Below are 17,137 nucleotides of genomic sequence, written 5' to 3' on the forward strand. Positions count from 1 at the left end.
GGCAGCGGCGCCGATTGCGCGCCCCAGCTCTGGTGATAGCTCTCGGCCGGCTTGGGCAATTTGCGGTTCGCGGGCGGCTCGACCTCGAGCCGGCCGTAGCCGGGCCGCAGGCCGAGCGTCGGATAATAATGGCCGACGTCTTCGGGCTGCCGCTCGGCGATATAGCGCCCGCCATAGATCGTGGGCTGCACTTGCTGGTTCTTGCCCAGGCCCCAGACACCCTCGACCACGGTATAGGACGCATCGATGTTGTTGATGATGATCGGCACGCCCGGACGGCCGGGCACGACGACATCGAAGCCGCCGGCAAATGCCGTCGCAGGCAATCCGATCAGAAAGGCGGCGAGCGCCACAGCACGCATGAGGGGACCCCGGTTATCCGGCGGCAACCTAACCGATCACCGCGCACAGAGGGTTAAGGCCCGCTCACCAACTTCCGGTAAGCCTAATGTGTAAGGATTGCGCGCCGCTCAAATGCTGCAAAGCGAGCTAGCAAAGCGTTAACGCCGCATCGCCGCCGCACGGAACCGCGCCGCGCGCTCACATCCGTTTGACCGTTCGCTCGCGAAAATCCACCGGTTTCACCGGAACGTCCGGCGCCTTCGGCATTTAGCCCCCGTCAACAAAACGGGAGCCAACAACCATGAACATCAAGCTTCTCGGGGCCACGGCGATTGCGGCGACCATGCTGGCTGGCTCTGCCATGGCGCAGGCCGTCGTCACCAATCCCGGCCGCTGCTCGGCGCAATTCCCCAACGCCAACTGCCAGAACCTCGGCCCAGGAAACCCGTACACCGATAGCGGCTATCGCCATCGTCGCGTCTCCCACCGCCAGACCAATGGCGATTGGAATAACGACTGGAACAGGAGCCGCACCGGATTCTGGCCGACCGACGTCGCGGCCGGCGTAGCCGGCGCCGCGATCGGCACCGCCGGCGCGATCGCCTCCGCACCGTTCCGCGCCTGGGACAATTCCTATGCCTACGACAATTCGTGGGATAACCGCGGTTGGGACAATCGCGGCTGGGACACCCGCAGCTACGCCGAACGTAACGGCTTCGTCTGTACGCCCGGCACCTGGTTCAAGGGCGCGGACGGCCGCCGGCATATCTGCCAGTAAGCGGCCCACATCGAATGCGACACCTCAGGCGGCCCCAGGGCCGCCTGATTCATGTCTTGCGCCGAGAAGCGCGGGTTCTGGACTTTCCAATCAAGTCTGGTATTGCGACGCGCACGGACAGACAGCTCCCGGCAACCTGCCGGGGCCCTGCCCCTATTCCAGCGTCGCCGGCTTAGCTCAGCGGTAGAGCAGCGGTTTTGTAAACCGAAGGTCGGGGGTTCAATCCCCTCAGCCGGCACCAGTGCCTACAATGGCTTACCGCAAAATGTAGCCCGGCTGTTTCCGCGCAATTCGTTTACGCGCTTTGGGGATACAAGGAGCTACATTCCAGGCGACGACGCTTTTCGGATTACTGCCCTCGAAGATCGATCGCCCAACGATTCCCTTCTCGCCCTAGATCTCCGCGCTATTTGCCCTCTCCCCTCTCCGATATCCCTCACGCGAGGTGACGCGCTCAAGATACGGAACGGCACTGTCGCAGATGCCGACGCCGTATTCGATCGCCCATGTCAGGCAGGTCGTCAGCAATATGTCGGCCGTGGTGAACTGGTTTCCCATGAGGTATTGACGGCCGTCGGACAGGGCAACATCGACATGGCGAAGTTGCGCGCGAAAATACTCAGCCGCCTTGGTCACCACCTCAGGAGCTTCGCCGTAGATATGCGCCAGCCCCTTGATGGTGCCGTGCCGCCTCATGACATACAGGCTCGTTGAATCCAGTTCGGTTACGATGAAGAAGCACCACTCGAGCCACTTCGCATAAAGCTTCGGGCAATTCGGAACGAGGCTGCCATCGGGCGTCCGGTGCTTGTTGGCGAGATAGGCTACGATCGCAGCACTTTCTCCAATGGTCAGGTCTCCGTCCTGCAGAAGCGGAATCTTCTGGCGCGGATTCAGCGCCGTATATTCCACCGTCTTGGTCTCTCCCGATCGCGCGAGGATCGGACGCGACATGTACGGAAGATCGAGCTCATGAAGCGCCCAATGCGCCCGAATGGTGCGTGACGTGCCGACACCCCACAGGATAAGATCGTCTGTCATCACCACCTCTCCACCGATGGACGCAGATCGAGTTCGTGGGTCCAGCCGTCTCTCGATTGTTGGTGAGCAAACCAGTAGGCTTCGGCGATGGACGTCGTTTTGGTTAGGCTATCGGGTGGAATTTCGCTGGCGCTGATTCCAGTTGCTGCCTTCATGCGCTGATGAATGGCTTCGCTATCAACGCCCGCGTCAATCAAAAGATGGACGACATGAATGTTCTTCGGTCCAAGCTCACGGGCCATCGCTTGGGCGACGGCCCGCAAGCCGAACTTCGCCGCCGAAAATGCTGCAAAGCCCTTTCCGCCCCGAACGCTAGCGGTCGCGCCGGTGAAAAGCATCGTACCCCGTCCACGTGTGGACATGTGCTTCGCCGCCTCACGGCCCACGAGAAAGCCCGCGTAGCAAGCAAGTTCCCAGGCCTTGAAAAACAGTTTCTCTGTTGTCTCCAGCAATGGCTTGTTCACGTTTGATCCAGCGTTGAAGAGACAAACTTCGATCGGACCGACATCTCTCTCGACATCCGCGAACAGTTTCTGAACTTCCTCTTCCTTGCGCGCATCGACGCTGTAGGCGCGGACGTCGTGTCCCTCCGCCTTCATCGAATCGACAAGCCCCTGCGACTTGGCAGCATCGCGCCGCGCGACACAGACAGAGTAACCGCCCTTTGCGAATCTCCGCGCCACGGCAGCGCCTATGGCATCGCCTGCGCCAACAAGAAGTGCGACTTTCATTCTATCCATCACTGTTCAATCTCCAGAAACCGAACCGCTCGTCTCGTCACCCGGCAGCCCTGACCGCCTTGCCAGCAATCATGGCGTCGATCGCCACGTCGCTGTAGCCGAGGTCGCGCAGTACGACGCGCGAGTGTTCACCTACCCGTGGCGCCGGACCACCGATGACGGCCTTGTTGACCTCGAAGATGGCCGCAGGCTTCGGCTGCCGCACCCGCCCCACCGTCGGCTGGTCGAACTCCTCGATCAGGCCGCGCGCCACAACCTGTTCGTTCTGGACGATCTCGCCGCGGCGCAAGATCGGCGAACACGGCACGTCGTTCTCGTCGAGCCGCTTCAGCCACTCAGCCGTGGTGTGATTTGCGATGTATTCCTGCATCTTGTTGATGCGCGCGGTGGCGTTTACAAAGCGCGCCCCCGGTGTGGCAAACCGCTCGTCCTCGGCCAGCTTCGGATCGCCCGACGCCTTGCAGAAACCCTGCCATTCGGAGTCCGAGATCGTGCCGCAGGTGATATAGCCGTCGAGCGTCTTGAACACGAGGTCCGGACGGTCGTTGGGGTCGGTGGTTGTGGCCTCGGCGCCGACCACCGTGTATTGCATCATGCCCTCCGGCCACAGATACGAGATCATGGCATCCAGCATCGCAACCTGGATGTGGTCGCCCTGCCCGGTCTTCTCACGGGCATACAGCGCCGACGACACCGCCTGCGCCGTGAACACCGAAGTCGTCTTGTCGCAAACGATGGTGCGGATCATCTGCGGGCGATTGGTCACCGGCTGCGACTGGATGTCGGCAAAACCGGACAGCGCCTGGACGATCGGATCATAGACGCGCTTCTTCACGTACGGCCCGCTGTCACCGACTCCGCTGATCGAGACATAAATCAGCCGCGGATACTTCTTGCGCAGCTGCTCGTGGCCGAGCCCGAGGCGCTTCATTGTGCCGGGACGGAAGTTCTGCACCAGCACATCCGCCTGCGCCGCGAGCTTGGCCAGCACCTCACGGCCCGTCTCGCTCTTGATATCGATCGAAAGGGAGCGCTTGCCGCGATTGCATGATACGAACAGCGCCGAGAATTCACCGGCCGCGTCAATCAGCGTCCGGCTCCGGCGGGTGCCGTCGCCGCTGGTCGGCTCGATCTTGAGCACATCCGCACCCTGATCGGCCAGAAACATCGTCGCATATGGACCCGACACCACCGCCGTCAGATCCAGGACGCGAACTCCACTCAAAGGTCCTGGCATTTCTTCACTTCCTCCGTTGATGCTTCGTCTTCAGCTTCAATGTCACACGCTCAAATACGTGCGCCTGATATCGTCGTTTGCGATCAGCGATTGCGTGTCGCCGGCGAATTGAACCCGCCCCTGGCTGAGCACGTAGACATGGTCAGCCAGCTGGGTCGCGAGGTGATAGTTCTGCTCCACCAGCAGAATGGGCGTTCCGGATGCCTTGATGTCCTTGAACACGGCCTCGAGCTTCTCGATGATCACCGGCGCCAGGCCTTCGCTGGGTTCGTCGAGAATCATGAGGTCAGGCCCAGCCACCAGCGCCCGCCCAATGGCCAGCATCTGCTGCTCGCCGCCGGACAATTGCCCGCCGAGACTCTTGCGCCGCTCGGCGAGGCGGGGAAAGATCTCGAACACATACTCCATGGGCTTACGCCGGGGCCGGTGCTTCGACGCGCCATAGGCAATGGCAAGATGCTCTTCGACAGTCACGGTCGGGAAGATACCGCGATCCTCCGGCACGAAAGCAATGCCGGATTTCACGATCCGATGTGTCGGCAGTCGTGTGATATCGATTCCATTGAAGACGACGCGGCCACGTCGCGCGGGCGTCAGCCCCAAGATCGAGCGCAGCGTCGTCGTCTTGCCAGCCCCGTTGCGACCGAGCACCGCCACGCACTGCGCGCCGGCCACGGAGAGATCAACGCCTTGCAGGATATGGCTTTCGCCATAGTAGGTGTGAAGATGCTCGACCTTAAGCATGGTGCTGCCCCAGATAAGCCTCGATCACCTGAGGATTGGACTGGATCTGGTCCTTCGTCCCTGTTGCGAGCACCCTGCCGTAACTCAGCACCGTGATGATGTCGCAGATCGCAAACACGACGTCCATGTCGTGTTCCACGAGCAGAATGGTCAACTCGGGCGACAAGCCGTTGATCAGCTTGATCAGACTGGCGCGCTCGTCAGGCGACGTTCCAGCCGCCGGCTCGTCCATCAGCAGGATTTTCGGCTCGGCACATAGTGCGATCGCGACTTCGAGTTGACGTTTCTGTCCGTAGGACAGTTCGTTGACGTTCCGGTGCAGCACCGTGTCCAGGTGCATCTGCTCGGCTGCGAAGTGCGCTTTTCGAACAACGTCGGCAAACGACCAGCACGACCGGAACACGGAATGTCGCGACGCATCAAATGCCTGGCATGCAACGCGCAGGTTCTCGAGGACAGTGACACTCTCAAGCAGCATGTTCTTCTGAAAGGAGCGTGAAAGACCGCCTCGCGTGACGAGGTCGGGCCGACCCTGCTGCACCGGGATACCCTGAATGAGAATTTCACCGCTGGTCGGCGGCTGCCAGCCCGTGATGAGGTTGAACAGCGTGGTTTTGCCGGCGCCATTGGGGCCGATCACAGCATGACGCTGCCCTGACGGCACCTTCAGATCGAGGTCACTGATGACCTGTAGCCCACCGAAGGCCTTGCGCAAGTTCCTGATTTCGAGCGCGCTCATTTCCGTTTTCCGATCAGCGTGCTGATGGAGCCTAGAACGCCGCCACGGAAAAACGCAACCACAAGCATGAAGAAGATACCGAAGAACAGATTGTACTCTTCGGTAATCATGCTCAGCGCCTGCTTGACCACGACGAAGACCGCGGCTCCCACAAACGGCCCAAGAATGACATTGGCGCCGCCGATGATGACCATCAGCACGCCCTCACCGCTCATCTGCCAGCTCATCGCATCGGGATTGACGAAGTAGGTGTACTGCGACTGAAGAATACCCGCGACCGCACAAATCACGGCAGCCAGCGCAAAGGATCCGATCTTGTAGTTGGCGACGGCATATCCCATCGACATCATGCGACGTTCGTTCTCACGGATGCCGACGAGAACGCTGCCGAACGGCGACGTTACGATCCGCCACAACATCAGCAGGGAGAGAACGGCGACAACAAGTACGTAGTAATAGAAGACGGTCGGGTTGTCCGCGCTCACACCGAGCAGCGACAGATCAGGGCGCGGAATTCCCGTCATCCCGTCCGACCCGTTGGTCCAGCGTAGCTTGATTGCCGCCCCATAGAACATTTGCGAGAATGCCAGTGTGATCAGGAGGAATTCAACGCCACGCGTCCGGGTGCAAATCGCGCCAATTGCCGCCGCAATCGCGGCCACGACCACAAGCGTGACCGGGGCAGAGATCCACAGCGGCCACCCCAACAAGGCTGTTCCGATCGCGATGCCGTAGCCACCAAACCCGAGAAACATCGCCTGCCCCAGGGATACGAGGCCCGTGTATCCGGTCAGAAGATTGATGCCGGACGCAAATACTCCCGCGATCATGACTTCGACTGCCAGTGTCGTGACATAGCCAGACACGAACGATGGCAACGCGCATAAGCCGACGGCGAAAAGCGCGAACAAGGCAGCGTATGCACGACGTGAAACGGGAGTCGCCAGACGCTTCAGCGCGCCAACTCCCTCTTCGCTCGAAAGGATGGCATCTGCGCTCATGCAACCCTCCCGACCGCGCCAAAAAGACCCTGCGGACGAAAGATCATCACGGCTATCAGAAGGATATAAATCGCAAACAGCTCGGCTTCCGGAAGGTAGGCCTGGGCGAACGTATCCGTCATGCCGACGATGAGCGAGGCGTAAAACGACCCCTTGAGATTGCCGAGGCCACCCACCACCACGACCACGAAAGTCGTGACGACAATTCCGATGCCCATGCTGGAATAGATGCTCATGACCGGGGCCGAAACGACTCCGGCAAATCCGGCAAGTGCGGAGCCGAACCCGAATACCAGCGCGAACAAGACATTGATGTTGATGCCGAGCGCCGTGACCATCTCCCGGTTGTCGACCCCGGCCCGCAGCGTGGCGCCGACCAGTGTGCGATCGATCACCAGGACAAGGGCGATGGCGATGGCAATGCCAACCGCGGTGATGAACAGGCGATAGATCGGATACTCAATTCCCAGCAGGGCGACACGGCCCTTCAGGAGATCAGGCGTGACAATGCTGTGAAATGCCGATCCATAGATATATTCGACTGCCCCGGCTGTTGCGAACAGCAGGCCGAACGTCAGCAGCGCGAGATCGAGGTGCGTCGACCGACCGCGCTGAGCCAGGGGCTGCAGTACGAAGAACTGCAGTACGAAGCCGGCCGCGAACGGCAGCAGCGGACCTATCAGCAGCGCAAGCCAGAATGAACCTGTTTTGTTGGCGACAACCAACCCGAAATAGGCCCCCATCGTAAAGAAAGCGCCGTGAGCCAAATTGAGAATGTTCATCAACCCGAAGATCAGCGTAAGGCCGACGGCGAGAAGGAACACCAACATGCTCAGTTGCACGCCATTGAGTAGTTGAATCAGGAAAGGCTGCATGCTTCACCCAAATTCGAGGAAACGCGAGCTCCGCTGGGCGAAGTTCGGCTCGGATCAGAACGATTTCGTGCAGCCTGGCAGATCGCCAGCACCCGGAAACTGGTCCAGGGGCTTACGCTGCATCTTGCCGTCGGGACCCTTGACGACCTCGACGACGTAGACCTTCTCGAGCAACGCGCTGTTCTGCGCGTTGAACTTGATCTTTCCGCGCGGCGAATCGAAGGTCAGGTCCCGCATCGTCGCAATGAACTTCGCGCGGTCTTCCGGCATCTGGCCGCCGAGCTTTTCGAGGGTGAGCATGATCGCCTTGCCGTTGTCGTAGCCAAGGGCTGCGCTCACGTCGGGATCCTGCTTGTACTTCGCGTTATAGGCCTTCACAAATTTCTGATTCACCTCGGTTTCGATGCTAGGGTAGTGCGTGGCAACGTGCTGAGCATTGAGCGCCAGATCGCCGAGCGCGGGCCACAACGCCTCGTCATAAACCCAGTGATCGCCGATAAACGGAATCTTGGTTCGCAGACCGAAATCGGCGTGCTGCTTGACGACTTGGATTGCTTCCGCGCCTGCATAGAATGCGTAGATGATTTGCGCGCCGGAGTTGGCGGCCTGCGTCAAGGCGGCGCTGTAGTCCTTGGTCTTCTGGAACGGCGTCCAGATTTCCTCGATCACCTTTCCGCCATTGTCTTCAAAGCCGCGCTTGAACCCGCCGATAAATGCGCGGCCCGCAGAGTAATCAGGCCCCATCGTCACGGCGGTCTTGACCCCCTTGCCCGCCCAGTACTTGCCGGAGGCGTATTCAAAGCCGTTGGCGCTGAACGACGTGCGCGCTATGTATGGACTGCAGAACTTACCGGTGATCTCGTCCGCAAAGGCGTTCACGAACACCATCGGCATCTTGTTCTTGTCGGCAAGTTCCGAGATTGCAATCGCGACATTCGAGCCGACGACACCGGCAACCAGGTCGACCTTGTCCGACTGAACGAACTTGTTGAATTTCTGAACGCCCACGCTGGGCGTCAATTCGTCGTCTGCGCGGATAATCTCAATGGGACGACCGTTACTCTTGTTGCCGAACTCTTCCAATGCGATTTGAAAGCCGCGATCAATGCTTTCCGCCGGAACTGCATAGACGCCCTTGTACGGCAGCATCAGGCCGATCTTGATGGCGCCCTTCTCCTGCGCGTGCGTCGGCACGGCGGCCGATGCCGCGAGGCCGATCGCTCCGGCGAAACCAATGAGCGCATATCCCTTGAAAGAAATTGTCATTCCGCTCTCCCTTGTGCCGGGCGGTTCCGCCCGGAGACTCCCCCTTGAGCCACGGCTGGGCGGCCGTGGTCTGCCTGGATTTTTATGGGAGAGTGTTAGATCGCCAAGCTGATCCCGACTTGCAGGATAGCGCCACCGCCTCCGGAAAAGCGCCATGTAGTCCCGGAAGCGGACGGCGCATTCAGAGCGGGGCATTGCCTATGACAGGTAACGCTGACGGAACGAGGAGGGAGTGATGCCGGTCGCCTTCTTGAAACTTGTCGAGAAATGCTGGGCGTCATTGAAACCGACCGCAAGGGCCACATCGACAATACTGTCGTCCGTTTCTGACAGCCGTCGCTTTGCCTCGTCGATTCGAAGCGAAAGAACGTAATTGTACGGCGTCACGCCGACGCTTTCCTGAAATGCGCGCAGGAAGTGCCGCTTGCTCAATCCGGCGATTTCGGAAAGTTCTGCGAGAGATATCGGCTGGGTAAGGTTCTCGCGCACATACTCCTCAACACACCGTAGGCTTCGGCCCGGCAGTCCACCGCGCAGCTTGTTGGATGGCTGCTGACTTCGGTCGCTGATGCGAGAAATGTGAGCCAGCGCCTGGATCGACCACCCCTCCGCCATGAGGCTGAAGACATTGTCAGGCGAGGCCGCTTCGCGGCAAAGTTCGGCAAGGCCACGCGTCAATCCATCGTGCTCAAAAGCAATTGTGCAGTTCGTGATCGCGTGCTGCAGGCGTTCGCCCACGAAAGATGGATTCAGAAACACCACGGTGTAATCGAGGGTTGGTCCGACGTTCCACTCACCTTCGATCTCGATTGCGGCAGGAAAGATTGCGAGCTTCGATTTTCCTGGAAATCGGCGCTCGACCGGACGCCCGTCAATCGTCGCTCTTAGACGTTCGGTCCCCTTGCCGAACCAGAACAATGACAGCTCAGGCTGGCGAAAATGCCAATGCATGCGCCCGACCGTCTCCCTGCGAAGAACTTCGATCCGCATGCTCGGCGTATCGGTGATGATGGATGACACGAGATCGCCGCCAACCAGCCGAACGTAGTTGTCACCGATGGTTTCCATCCCAAACCCATATTCGAGAGTGAGTTCCGATATAGAATGCATAGATTGGAAGGAAATGCGAGGCCCTTTCATGGTGCACCGCAGTATAGCCCTTTTGGACTCCTCCGAAGCGCAACGGAGCAGCATGAGGTTGACGCTCAGATCTCAGTTCGCAGGCTTTGGCGCGCTGCCCCGATGGAAGTGTTCGGCGCCTGATATCTCCACCCAGCCATGCTTCGACTGCTCGAACACCGATCTGATCGGCGCCGGAAAGTCCGGATCCGCGAGGGCGCCAACGGCTACGCCGATCATCCCCGGCAGATTGTCGGCCTGCCAATAGACCGTTGAGCCGCAGTCAGGACAAAAATAGCTGCGGACGTTGCCGCCGCTTGCAGCTGTCCGAACGTAGGGCTTCGGCGTCCCTGAGATCGTAACGGCCTCAACCGGATAGAAGGCACCGACGCCGAACGGCGCGCCGGTTCGTCGCTGACAGTCCAGGCAATGACAGGCAACGACGAGCCGCGATGGCCCCGGAAGCGACAGCGCAAGAGCACCGCAGCTGCATCTGGCATCGATCATGGAATCTGCTCTCCCTTGACGGCTCCGAAGGGGTTGAAGAGGCAACGCTGTCGCTCACCCTCCGTCATTGCGAGCGCAGCGAAGCAATCCAGACTGCTTCCGCGGAAAGACTCTGGATTGCTTCGCTGCGCTCGCAATGACGAGGCGGCAGCGGTGCTCGCCTCAAAGACGCGTTGCAGCGCGCCCCGCGCGCGGCGGCGACTCTCATTCCGTCGCCACCTCGAACGCCAGCAGCACGTTGCCCGCGACGCCGCTCCATTGGCCATAGCCGGAATTGGTGTAGAGCATGCCGCCGGCGATGACCGGGCCGGGACCATCGATCGCGCCGCCATGGGCGGGGACGCCGTTCACGGCCTTGAAATCCCGCGCGGTGTCGAACTCCCACAACAGCTTGCCGTCGGTGGCGTAGGCGCGCAGGAAGCCGCTGACGCCGCCGGAGAACACGACGCCCGGGATCAGGCTCACCGCCGCCGAGAGCGCGGGGCTACACTGAGGACGGTCCCCGCAGGCGACCGGCGGCACTTCCATCGCAATCTTCCCGCTGGCGAGGTCGAGGCCGAACAGACCGCCGCCTTGTGTGGAATCGAGTTGCCGGGTGCCGTCGCGCGCAAAGCGCACGTCGGAATTGGCGACATAGATGCGGTCTCCGTCCGCCGCCGAGCCCCATTCGCTGCCACCGAGCGAACCGCCCTTGCCGATCCGGGTCTGCCACAGGATCTTGCCGCCATCGTCGGGATCGAGCGCGTGCACGACGCCGGATTTCTGCGCGATGGCGAGCACGCGCCGGCCGTCGCGCAAGGCCACGAGGATCGGCGACTGCCCGAAATCGTGATCGGGCCCGTGCTCGTCGGGACAATTGGTCTTGTCTGCAGTGAAGCAGGCGACGACAAAGGCGTCATTGGGCGTGGCCTGCTGCTTCCAGAGCAGCTTTCCGGTCGCAAGCTCGAAAGCGAGGATCGCATCGGCCGTCGCGGCCGGCGGGTTCGAGTAGGAATTGCTCGTCGCCACATAGACGGCATTGCGCTTTGCATCGATCGTCGGCGCCGACCAGATCGCGGCGCCGGACGGACCGAAGAGCTGCGTGCCCCTGGCATTCTTGCCGGTCGGATGCGGCACTTCCGGAATCGTATAGGCCTGCCAGATCGTCTCGCCAGTGGCGGCGTCCAGCGCCACCACGCTGCCGCGGAAGGTGCAGCATTCGTAAGAGGCTTGCGAGCCGGCAGCCTCCTCGATCGAGGACACCGGCACGTAGAGCATGCCGGAATGCAGCGTCGGCGCGCCGGTGATGCGCGCGGCCGCATGCTCCTCCACCTTCGTCTTCCAGATCAGCGCGCCGGTCAGCGCGTTCACGGCATAGGCGTTGGCGCGCAAATCTCCGAAGAAGATCGCGAACTGATCGGAGCCCGGAAGCTGTGCAAAGCTGATCGCGGCGCGCACCGCCGCATCAAGCGCCAACGTCCACAGCGTGCAGCCGCTTCGCGCGTCCAGCGCGTGCACCTTGCGATCGGTGCCACCGACGAACAGCATGCCGCCGACGATGGTAGGCGGCGCAAAGGATACCGAGGCGCCGGGAAAGGCATAGGCCCATTTCAGCCGCAGGCGCGGCACCTGTTCCGCGGTCAGCCCCGCCATGTCGGCTGGCTGGAAGCGGCTGTTGCCGGCATCAACGCCCCATCCGTTCCAGCGCGGACCATCGAGGGCCTGCGGAAAGCCGCTCACCTGCTGCGCGCAGCGGCCGTCCGCGTCGGGTGCAATTCCGCCAGTCGCCATCTTGCCGGTGACGAAGGAAGCGATCGCGCGGCGTTCCGCGTCGCTGCGGTCTTTCGCCATCGCCGCCATGCTGCCCGAGGTCAGCGCCGTCAGCACATGATCGAACGACATCGCCTGCATGGCGCCGCGGCTCGGTACGCGGCTCTGGGCATCGCCATCGTGGCACTGGGCGCAATGCGTGGTGTAGAGCGCGGCGCCGTCCTGCTGGGCCAGTGCCGGCGCGCTGCACCAGGCCAACATCGCGGCGAAGACAGCACGTGCTCGCATGGTGGGCTCCGGCGCGTCACCGCGATACGGGATCGCGACACAAGTCTATCGCCGGGGCGATCACGGACGCAATGGACGTTGCGCCCGCAGCGCTCACACGTCCGTGGTCGTGCGGGCGCGATCCGGCAATTCGTCCAGCCGCCACAGCCCGAGGCTCTTGTCGCGCCAGCCGCCATCGCCCTCCTCGCAGCGCTCGTCGATCAACGCGCGCGGCGCCGGCCAATTGAACGGCGCCTTCGTCATGTCGAGCGCGCGCCAGTCACCATCCTCGCAATCGCGGTTGTCCTCCCACTCCGGAAACGTCGTGACGAGCAGGAATTGCGCGCCGCTCTCGCGAAAGCGCGCAATGACGCGGGCGATGTTGTGAAAACTCAGATGCACCAGGCAGTCCCGGCACAGGATCAGATCGGCCCGCGGCAGCGCATCGCGCGTGATATCGGCGACCAGGAATCGGCCGGCCAATTCGCCGCCCGCCACACGCCGGTTGTTGGCCTCGATCAGCGACGGCACAATGTCGGTGCCGATGTAGTCGAGATCGAGCTTGATGCGTCCGATCCAGCCCGCATCGCCGCAGGGCGCATCGAGCAACGAGCGCGCGCCGAGCCGTTGCAGCAACGGCGGAAGCGCCTCCCGGATCGCGGCCGTGGCAGTATCCTCCGAGCCAAGGCCCGACACCGAGCTGGCAGCGCCCCAAAGGTTGGTCCGCTCGATCCGCTCGAAACGCGCAGCGAGATCGAGGCCCGCGAAATTGTCGCGGTCGCCGAGGAAACGCTCGTGAGCGAGCACGGGTGGACGGTTGGCGATCATCGGACGGGACGCGAGTCGATATTCCGGCGCGGGCAGACTATACAGCGAGCGCGTCACATCCGAAATCGCCTGCTCCAGCGTCACGCGGTTCTTCAAGGCAAGGCTCGCCGCCTGACCGGGGCGCGGACGTCACGAGCTGGACCTGAGCTCAGCATGAGCTAACATGCCGTCCAATGCGCTCCACCACGGCCAAAGAGAAAGCCAGGATCGCCGCCGGCGCGGTGACGGCCGTCGTGATGACGGCCGTGCTGTTCGCCATCGCAATGGGATTCCTGCTGGCGCAATAGACAGCATCGGCGCTCCGAATATAGAACCGCTCGGAACCAAGGACGTGCGTTGTCGTTCTCGATCCATGCGCATCCGGGAAGAAAACCGAAACATGTTTCTGCTGGCGACGGTGACACTGTGCTGTAGCGCCTTGGCCGGCACCTTGACGCTGTTCGACCCCGTACTTGAACCTGTTCCTGGGCCTACCCCGGAGAAGCCGGCTGCCGAGAGGGTGGCGATCGACGCGACCGCTCAGACACCGGTTCGGGTGGTCGGCGCGCCGTTCGAGCCCAACATCAACCCGCGCCAGCGATAGCGCTCACCTCGGCGATGTCTCCGTGCCCTCGTCGGGGCGGCCATGGGCACGCGCCAATTCCTCCACGAACGCGATCACCTCCGCCCGCTTGTCGGGCGGCAGCGACAGGAACGCGCGGATGAGCCTCAAGCCCTCCGCTTCGTCCACCCGTTCGTCTTCGGCATCCATCCTCCTAATGTCGGGCGACCGGGAAAAATATGCAATCCCTTGCAAACGACCTTGATTCGACGCAGCCGCTTTGCTGGAATGGGGCACGGCTGAGGTGGACCATGAAGTGGATCAGGGAGCGCGACGCACTGATCGCGCAGACAATGGCCTTTGTTCAATCGGTGACCGGCAAGAAGGATGACGTCCTTCGGCCGGACGCGCCGTCGGAGTCTCCGGCGGCAACCGTCGAGGTCGTCGCAGTCGAGGCCGTCATGGCCGAGATCAAGCCGCCCCAGCCCCCTCCGCAGCCTCAGCCCATCCAGCTTTCGCCGCCGCGGGCGAGCAGCGATTTCCGCACCGAGATGCAGGCCCGCATCGCCAATTTCCGCAAGCATCAGGAGCGGTTCGAGCGCGAGCGCGAGGAATATTGTGCCGAAACCCTGACCAAATTACGCGCCGCCATCCACGACGCCTCCGGCCCACTGGCCAAAAAATAGCGCCTGCCTCCCGGCAGAGGCCTACAGCCAGGACCACACCAGCCAAAGATTGGCCGCGCAGGCGCCGAATAGCGCCAGCGTCAGCGGCAGGAGCATGTGCCCGCAGGAGGTCTTCAGGTCGCTCGTCATGGCGGAAAACATCCGCTGATTCCGCCAAACGAGTCCCGGGGATTCTTTTTTTCGCGATTCAGGACTCGTTAAGGACTCAGAACCACCCGGCAGCGTCGATCACGGCTTCGTGATCGCCTGCCATCCGGAACCCGGCGGCAGATGCGGTCGTTAACGCGCTTTCCGGGAGCGGGAAGAATGCCCTACGCCTTGTTTTGCAACGACGCCCAGATCAGCAAGGCCTATCCGAGCGAATCCGACGTCTGGAAGCTCGCGCACCTGAGCGGCCTGGTCGTGGATGTCAGCGCCGACGAGGACCGTCCCGGGCCGCGCCGGGTGCTCGACAATGAGTACGAGATCAAGCCCTGCCGGGTCGCCCAGGGCGAGGACCCCGCCAAGAACAAGGCCGAGGCCGAGCGCCAGTCCAGGATGGAGCTTGAGCTGAATCCGTGAGGTTCTGCGGCGGATGCCGCAACCTGATCAAGGCGTTGCGGCTGCCAGCGAAGCCTGCTCACCGGCCAGCGCCACACAGGCCTTGCGGCGATGCAGCCCGCGGATGGCACCGGTGACCTTCAGCACCTTGCCCGACGGACAGGACACGTCCTTGACGAAAGCCACCTCGTAAGGTGCCAGCATCAAAGGCTCGGATTTGAGGATTGTCTGTGCAGAGCACGGCAGGCAGACCAAGCACGAGAGCGCCACTGCCGACACCAAGATACGCATGTCCGTCGTCCCACCAGCCCGGTAATTCTCATATAACGCTTTCCGGAGCGCGAGTTCCGTAAGCGGCAAAAATTATTTTTGCTTTACCCCGATCCCATGACGGGCGTGAGAAGGCGCGCGCCGGAATGTTTGCCTGCAAATGACGCGCCAGATGGTTCACACATTGCAAACACAGAGGGCGGGCGAAGGGGGCCGGCGGGCAAACGAAAGGCCGGCAGAGCCGGCCTTTGTCAGAACGTGATCTCGCGGGAGACGGTCAGTAGCGCGAGGCTGCCGGACCGCCCCAGCCGAAGCGGTAGTTCACACCGGCCTTGACGGTATGCTCGTCCTCCCGGCCACGAACGCCTACAATGTCGGCCGGACCGGAGGTGAAGGTGGTGCTGCCGAAATTATAGTACTGGTACTCGGCCTTGGCCGACCAGTTCGGTGCGAACATGTATTCGAGGCCGGCGCCGACGGTGTAGCCGTCCTTGCTGTTGCCGGTCGCGGTGAAGGTCTGCGGCACGCCCGCGACGTTGACGCCCAGGCCGCCATTGCGCCAGGCGTAACCGCCCTTGGCGTAGAGCAGCGTCGGACCCCAGGTGTAGCCGATGCGGCCAGTCACCGACCCGAGCTGGTCGGTGTTGGAGGTCACCTGCGTGCCCAGCGGGAACGTGGCACCGTTGTTGTTGGTCGGCAGCCAGGAATACTGGGCCTCGATACCCACCACCCAGTTGGGCGCGAACTGGTAGTCGAAGCCACCCTGCACGCCGCCCAGGAAGCGGGCGTCGCTGGACTGGAAGCTGCTGTCGCCGGCAAACGCGCCGCCGACATGGCCGCCGATGTAGAAGCCGGTCCAATTGTAAATCACCTGCGGCGGCGTATAGGCCGGCGCCTTGGTATAAGGGCGCGGCTGCATGTCGGCTGCTGCGGCCGATCCGGCCAGCGCGAGCAGAGCGACTGCGCCCAGCAAAATCGATTTCATGGTCATCCCCGTTCTTTCATCTACGACACTCAGGAAACAACGTGGCGTGAATTGGGTTGCTTCGCGGCGATGCCGGAACGTTGATCGTTCGCTACTGTGACGGGGTGGCAACAATGCGATTTTGTTCCGTCCCGCCGCCCTGCGCCGACTGTTTCTGTCGCGCGCGCAAGGCCTGCCGTAACGATTTGTCGCAACCCGAAACCATCCCGTTCAAAGCTCGCCGAAATGTGATCCAGCGGCTCCGGCAATCGCGTTCTAACACCAGGCGATGAAGACGAGCCTTGTGCTACCGCGCCATCTTTTCCAGTTCCGGAAAGGGAGCGTAAACCGCGCCGGCACAGAGCTCGCTGGTCCGGTCGAAGACGCGGTCCGCCCGCCCGTTGACGAAGATCACCGCGCGCTCCCGCATGGCCTTGTAGCTGCCATCGCTCTCGCGCGGGGTGAAATGCAGGCAGCTTACATAGAACTGCCGGCCGCCGACCTCGCGCTGGACCGGGTCGGCCATGCTGGCCTCGCGCACGCCGACGGGGTTGTTCAGATAAGTGCGCATCAGGGCCAGCGTGTCGCTGCGGAAATTGTCGGGAAACGGCTGCGGCCCTCCGGCCTGCGTGCCACCGATGATGGTTGGACGGTCACCATCGCTGCCGAAACAGGCCGCAAGCGCCAGCGGCAAGGCCAGGATCAATGCCAGGCGCACCGTACGTTTCGCCAATCGCCCCACAGGTCACGCTCTCCGCTCGATCAGACTCGGCAGACGTTCTAGCCCCTGGGTTGCGCAAAGGGAATTCGCGTCCGTCGCCCTGCGACGAACGCACCGTCCCGCCGCCGGCGTCTTGCGCTTTCGCGCGAAACGCCGAGACGGCGGGCCGGGCCTGACGCCCT

At 62.2% G+C, this 17,137-nt stretch carries 21 protein-coding genes and 1 tRNA gene; 5 read left to right on the forward strand and 17 right to left on the reverse strand.

Going from position 1 to position 17,137, the window contains the following annotated elements:
* A partial coding sequence (locus MOV74_RS12570) for a hypothetical protein (RefSeq protein ID WP_246922104.1) occupies window positions 1-362 on the reverse strand: 362 nt, incomplete at its 3' end.
* A 281-nt stretch (window positions 363-643) separates the two neighbouring features.
* Here MOV74_RS12570 and MOV74_RS12575 point away from each other — a divergent pair.
* Both MOV74_RS12575 and MOV74_RS12580 read left to right on the forward strand, forming a co-directional pair.
* A complete protein-coding gene (locus tag MOV74_RS12575; protein ID WP_246922107.1) occupies window positions 644-1,120 on the forward strand; it encodes a hypothetical protein in 477 nt (158 codons plus the stop codon).
* A gap of 166 nt (window positions 1,121-1,286) precedes the next feature.
* Window positions 1,287-1,361: transfer RNA gene (locus MOV74_RS12580), tRNA-Thr, on the forward strand.
* Window positions 1,362-1,513: 152 nt separating this feature from the next.
* Here the strand turns inward: MOV74_RS12580 and MOV74_RS12585 are convergent.
* From MOV74_RS12585 to MOV74_RS12640, 12 genes are all read right to left on the reverse strand, one after another.
* Window positions 1,514-2,161: a glutathione S-transferase family protein gene (locus tag MOV74_RS12585; protein ID WP_246922152.1), complete on the reverse strand. Its 648-nt coding sequence runs from the start codon at window positions 2,159-2,161 to the stop codon at window positions 1,514-1,516.
* Complete coding sequence (locus tag MOV74_RS12590; RefSeq protein ID WP_246922110.1) at window positions 2,161-2,901, reverse strand: SDR family NAD(P)-dependent oxidoreductase; 741 nt, start codon at window positions 2,899-2,901, stop codon at window positions 2,161-2,163. The genes MOV74_RS12585 and MOV74_RS12590 overlap by 1 nt, the downstream gene beginning before the upstream one ends.
* Before the next feature lie 37 nt (window positions 2,902-2,938).
* Window positions 2,939-4,138: a CaiB/BaiF CoA-transferase family protein gene (locus MOV74_RS12595; RefSeq protein WP_246922113.1), complete on the reverse strand. Its 1,200-nt coding sequence runs from the start codon at window positions 4,136-4,138 to the stop codon at window positions 2,939-2,941.
* Window positions 4,139-4,180: 42 nt separating this feature from the next.
* Complete coding sequence (locus tag MOV74_RS12600; protein ID WP_249796663.1) at window positions 4,181-4,882, reverse strand: ABC transporter ATP-binding protein; 702 nt, start codon at window positions 4,880-4,882, stop codon at window positions 4,181-4,183.
* Window positions 4,875-5,621, reverse strand: coding sequence for an ABC transporter ATP-binding protein (locus MOV74_RS12605; RefSeq protein ID WP_246922118.1), 747 nt, complete (start codon window positions 5,619-5,621; stop codon window positions 4,875-4,877). Before MOV74_RS12605 ends, MOV74_RS12600 begins: the two co-directional genes overlap by 8 nt.
* A complete protein-coding gene (locus MOV74_RS12610; RefSeq protein ID WP_246922120.1) occupies window positions 5,618-6,622 on the reverse strand; it encodes a branched-chain amino acid ABC transporter permease in 1,005 nt (334 codons plus the stop codon). Before MOV74_RS12610 ends, MOV74_RS12605 begins: the two co-directional genes overlap by 4 nt.
* Window positions 6,619-7,497 (reverse strand): branched-chain amino acid ABC transporter permease, encoded by an 879-nt coding sequence (locus tag MOV74_RS12615; protein ID WP_246922122.1) that lies wholly within the window; start codon window positions 7,495-7,497, stop codon window positions 6,619-6,621. The genes MOV74_RS12610 and MOV74_RS12615 overlap by 4 nt, the downstream gene beginning before the upstream one ends.
* 54 nt (window positions 7,498-7,551) lie before the next feature.
* Window positions 7,552-8,919 (reverse strand): ABC transporter substrate-binding protein, encoded by a 1,368-nt coding sequence (locus MOV74_RS12620; protein WP_246922123.1) that lies wholly within the window; start codon window positions 8,917-8,919, stop codon window positions 7,552-7,554.
* 42 nt (window positions 8,920-8,961) lie between these two features.
* Window positions 8,962-9,831, reverse strand: a complete 870-nt coding sequence (locus MOV74_RS12625) for an AraC family transcriptional regulator (protein WP_246922126.1) — start codon at window positions 9,829-9,831, stop codon at window positions 8,962-8,964.
* 144 nt (window positions 9,832-9,975) lie between these two features.
* Window positions 9,976-10,389, reverse strand: a complete 414-nt coding sequence (locus tag MOV74_RS12630) for a GFA family protein (RefSeq protein WP_246922128.1) — start codon at window positions 10,387-10,389, stop codon at window positions 9,976-9,978.
* A gap of 204 nt (window positions 10,390-10,593) precedes the next feature.
* A complete protein-coding gene (locus tag MOV74_RS12635; protein ID WP_246922130.1) occupies window positions 10,594-12,426 on the reverse strand; it encodes a PQQ-binding-like beta-propeller repeat protein in 1,833 nt (610 codons plus the stop codon).
* Between the two features lie 93 nt (window positions 12,427-12,519).
* On the reverse strand, window positions 12,520-13,233 hold the full coding sequence (locus tag MOV74_RS12640; RefSeq protein WP_246922155.1) for a class I SAM-dependent methyltransferase: 714 nt from the start codon (window positions 13,231-13,233) through the stop codon (window positions 12,520-12,522).
* 379 nt (window positions 13,234-13,612) lie between these two features.
* Here MOV74_RS12640 and MOV74_RS12645 point away from each other — a divergent pair, with 379 nt between their 5' ends.
* Complete coding sequence (locus MOV74_RS12645; RefSeq protein ID WP_246922132.1) at window positions 13,613-13,816, forward strand: hypothetical protein; 204 nt, start codon at window positions 13,613-13,615, stop codon at window positions 13,814-13,816.
* Window positions 13,817-13,819: 3 nt separating this feature from the next.
* On the opposite strand, the gene MOV74_RS12650 is transcribed toward MOV74_RS12645, so the two are convergent.
* Window positions 13,820-13,984, reverse strand: a complete 165-nt coding sequence (locus tag MOV74_RS12650; RefSeq protein WP_246922135.1) for a hypothetical protein — start codon at window positions 13,982-13,984, stop codon at window positions 13,820-13,822.
* Window positions 13,985-14,085: 101 nt separating this feature from the next.
* On the opposite strand from MOV74_RS12650, the gene MOV74_RS12655 reads away from it, so the two are divergent.
* On the forward strand, window positions 14,086-14,460 hold the full coding sequence (locus MOV74_RS12655; RefSeq protein WP_246922137.1) for a hypothetical protein: 375 nt from the start codon (window positions 14,086-14,088) through the stop codon (window positions 14,458-14,460).
* Window positions 14,461-14,766: 306 nt separating this feature from the next.
* Window positions 14,767-15,021 (forward strand): hypothetical protein, encoded by a 255-nt coding sequence (locus MOV74_RS12660; protein WP_246922140.1) that lies wholly within the window; start codon window positions 14,767-14,769, stop codon window positions 15,019-15,021.
* A 27-nt stretch (window positions 15,022-15,048) separates the two neighbouring features.
* Here MOV74_RS12660 and MOV74_RS40985 read toward each other — a convergent pair whose 3' ends face one another.
* The 3 genes from MOV74_RS40985 to MOV74_RS12675 form a co-directional block, all read right to left on the reverse strand.
* Window positions 15,049-15,291, reverse strand: coding sequence for a DUF6719 family protein (locus MOV74_RS40985; protein ID WP_309486798.1), 243 nt, complete (start codon window positions 15,289-15,291; stop codon window positions 15,049-15,051).
* 256 nt (window positions 15,292-15,547) lie between these two features.
* Window positions 15,548-16,255: an outer membrane protein gene (locus tag MOV74_RS12670; RefSeq protein WP_246922146.1), complete on the reverse strand. Its 708-nt coding sequence runs from the start codon at window positions 16,253-16,255 to the stop codon at window positions 15,548-15,550.
* Window positions 16,256-16,541: 286 nt separating this feature from the next.
* Window positions 16,542-16,976, reverse strand: a complete 435-nt coding sequence (locus tag MOV74_RS12675) for a hypothetical protein (RefSeq protein WP_246922148.1) — start codon at window positions 16,974-16,976, stop codon at window positions 16,542-16,544.
* Window positions 16,977-17,137: the final 161 nt, after the last annotated feature.

It is taken from the genome of Bradyrhizobium sp. SHOUNA76, assembly GCF_023006445.1.
GTDB lineage: Bacteria > Pseudomonadota > Alphaproteobacteria > Rhizobiales > Xanthobacteraceae > Bradyrhizobium.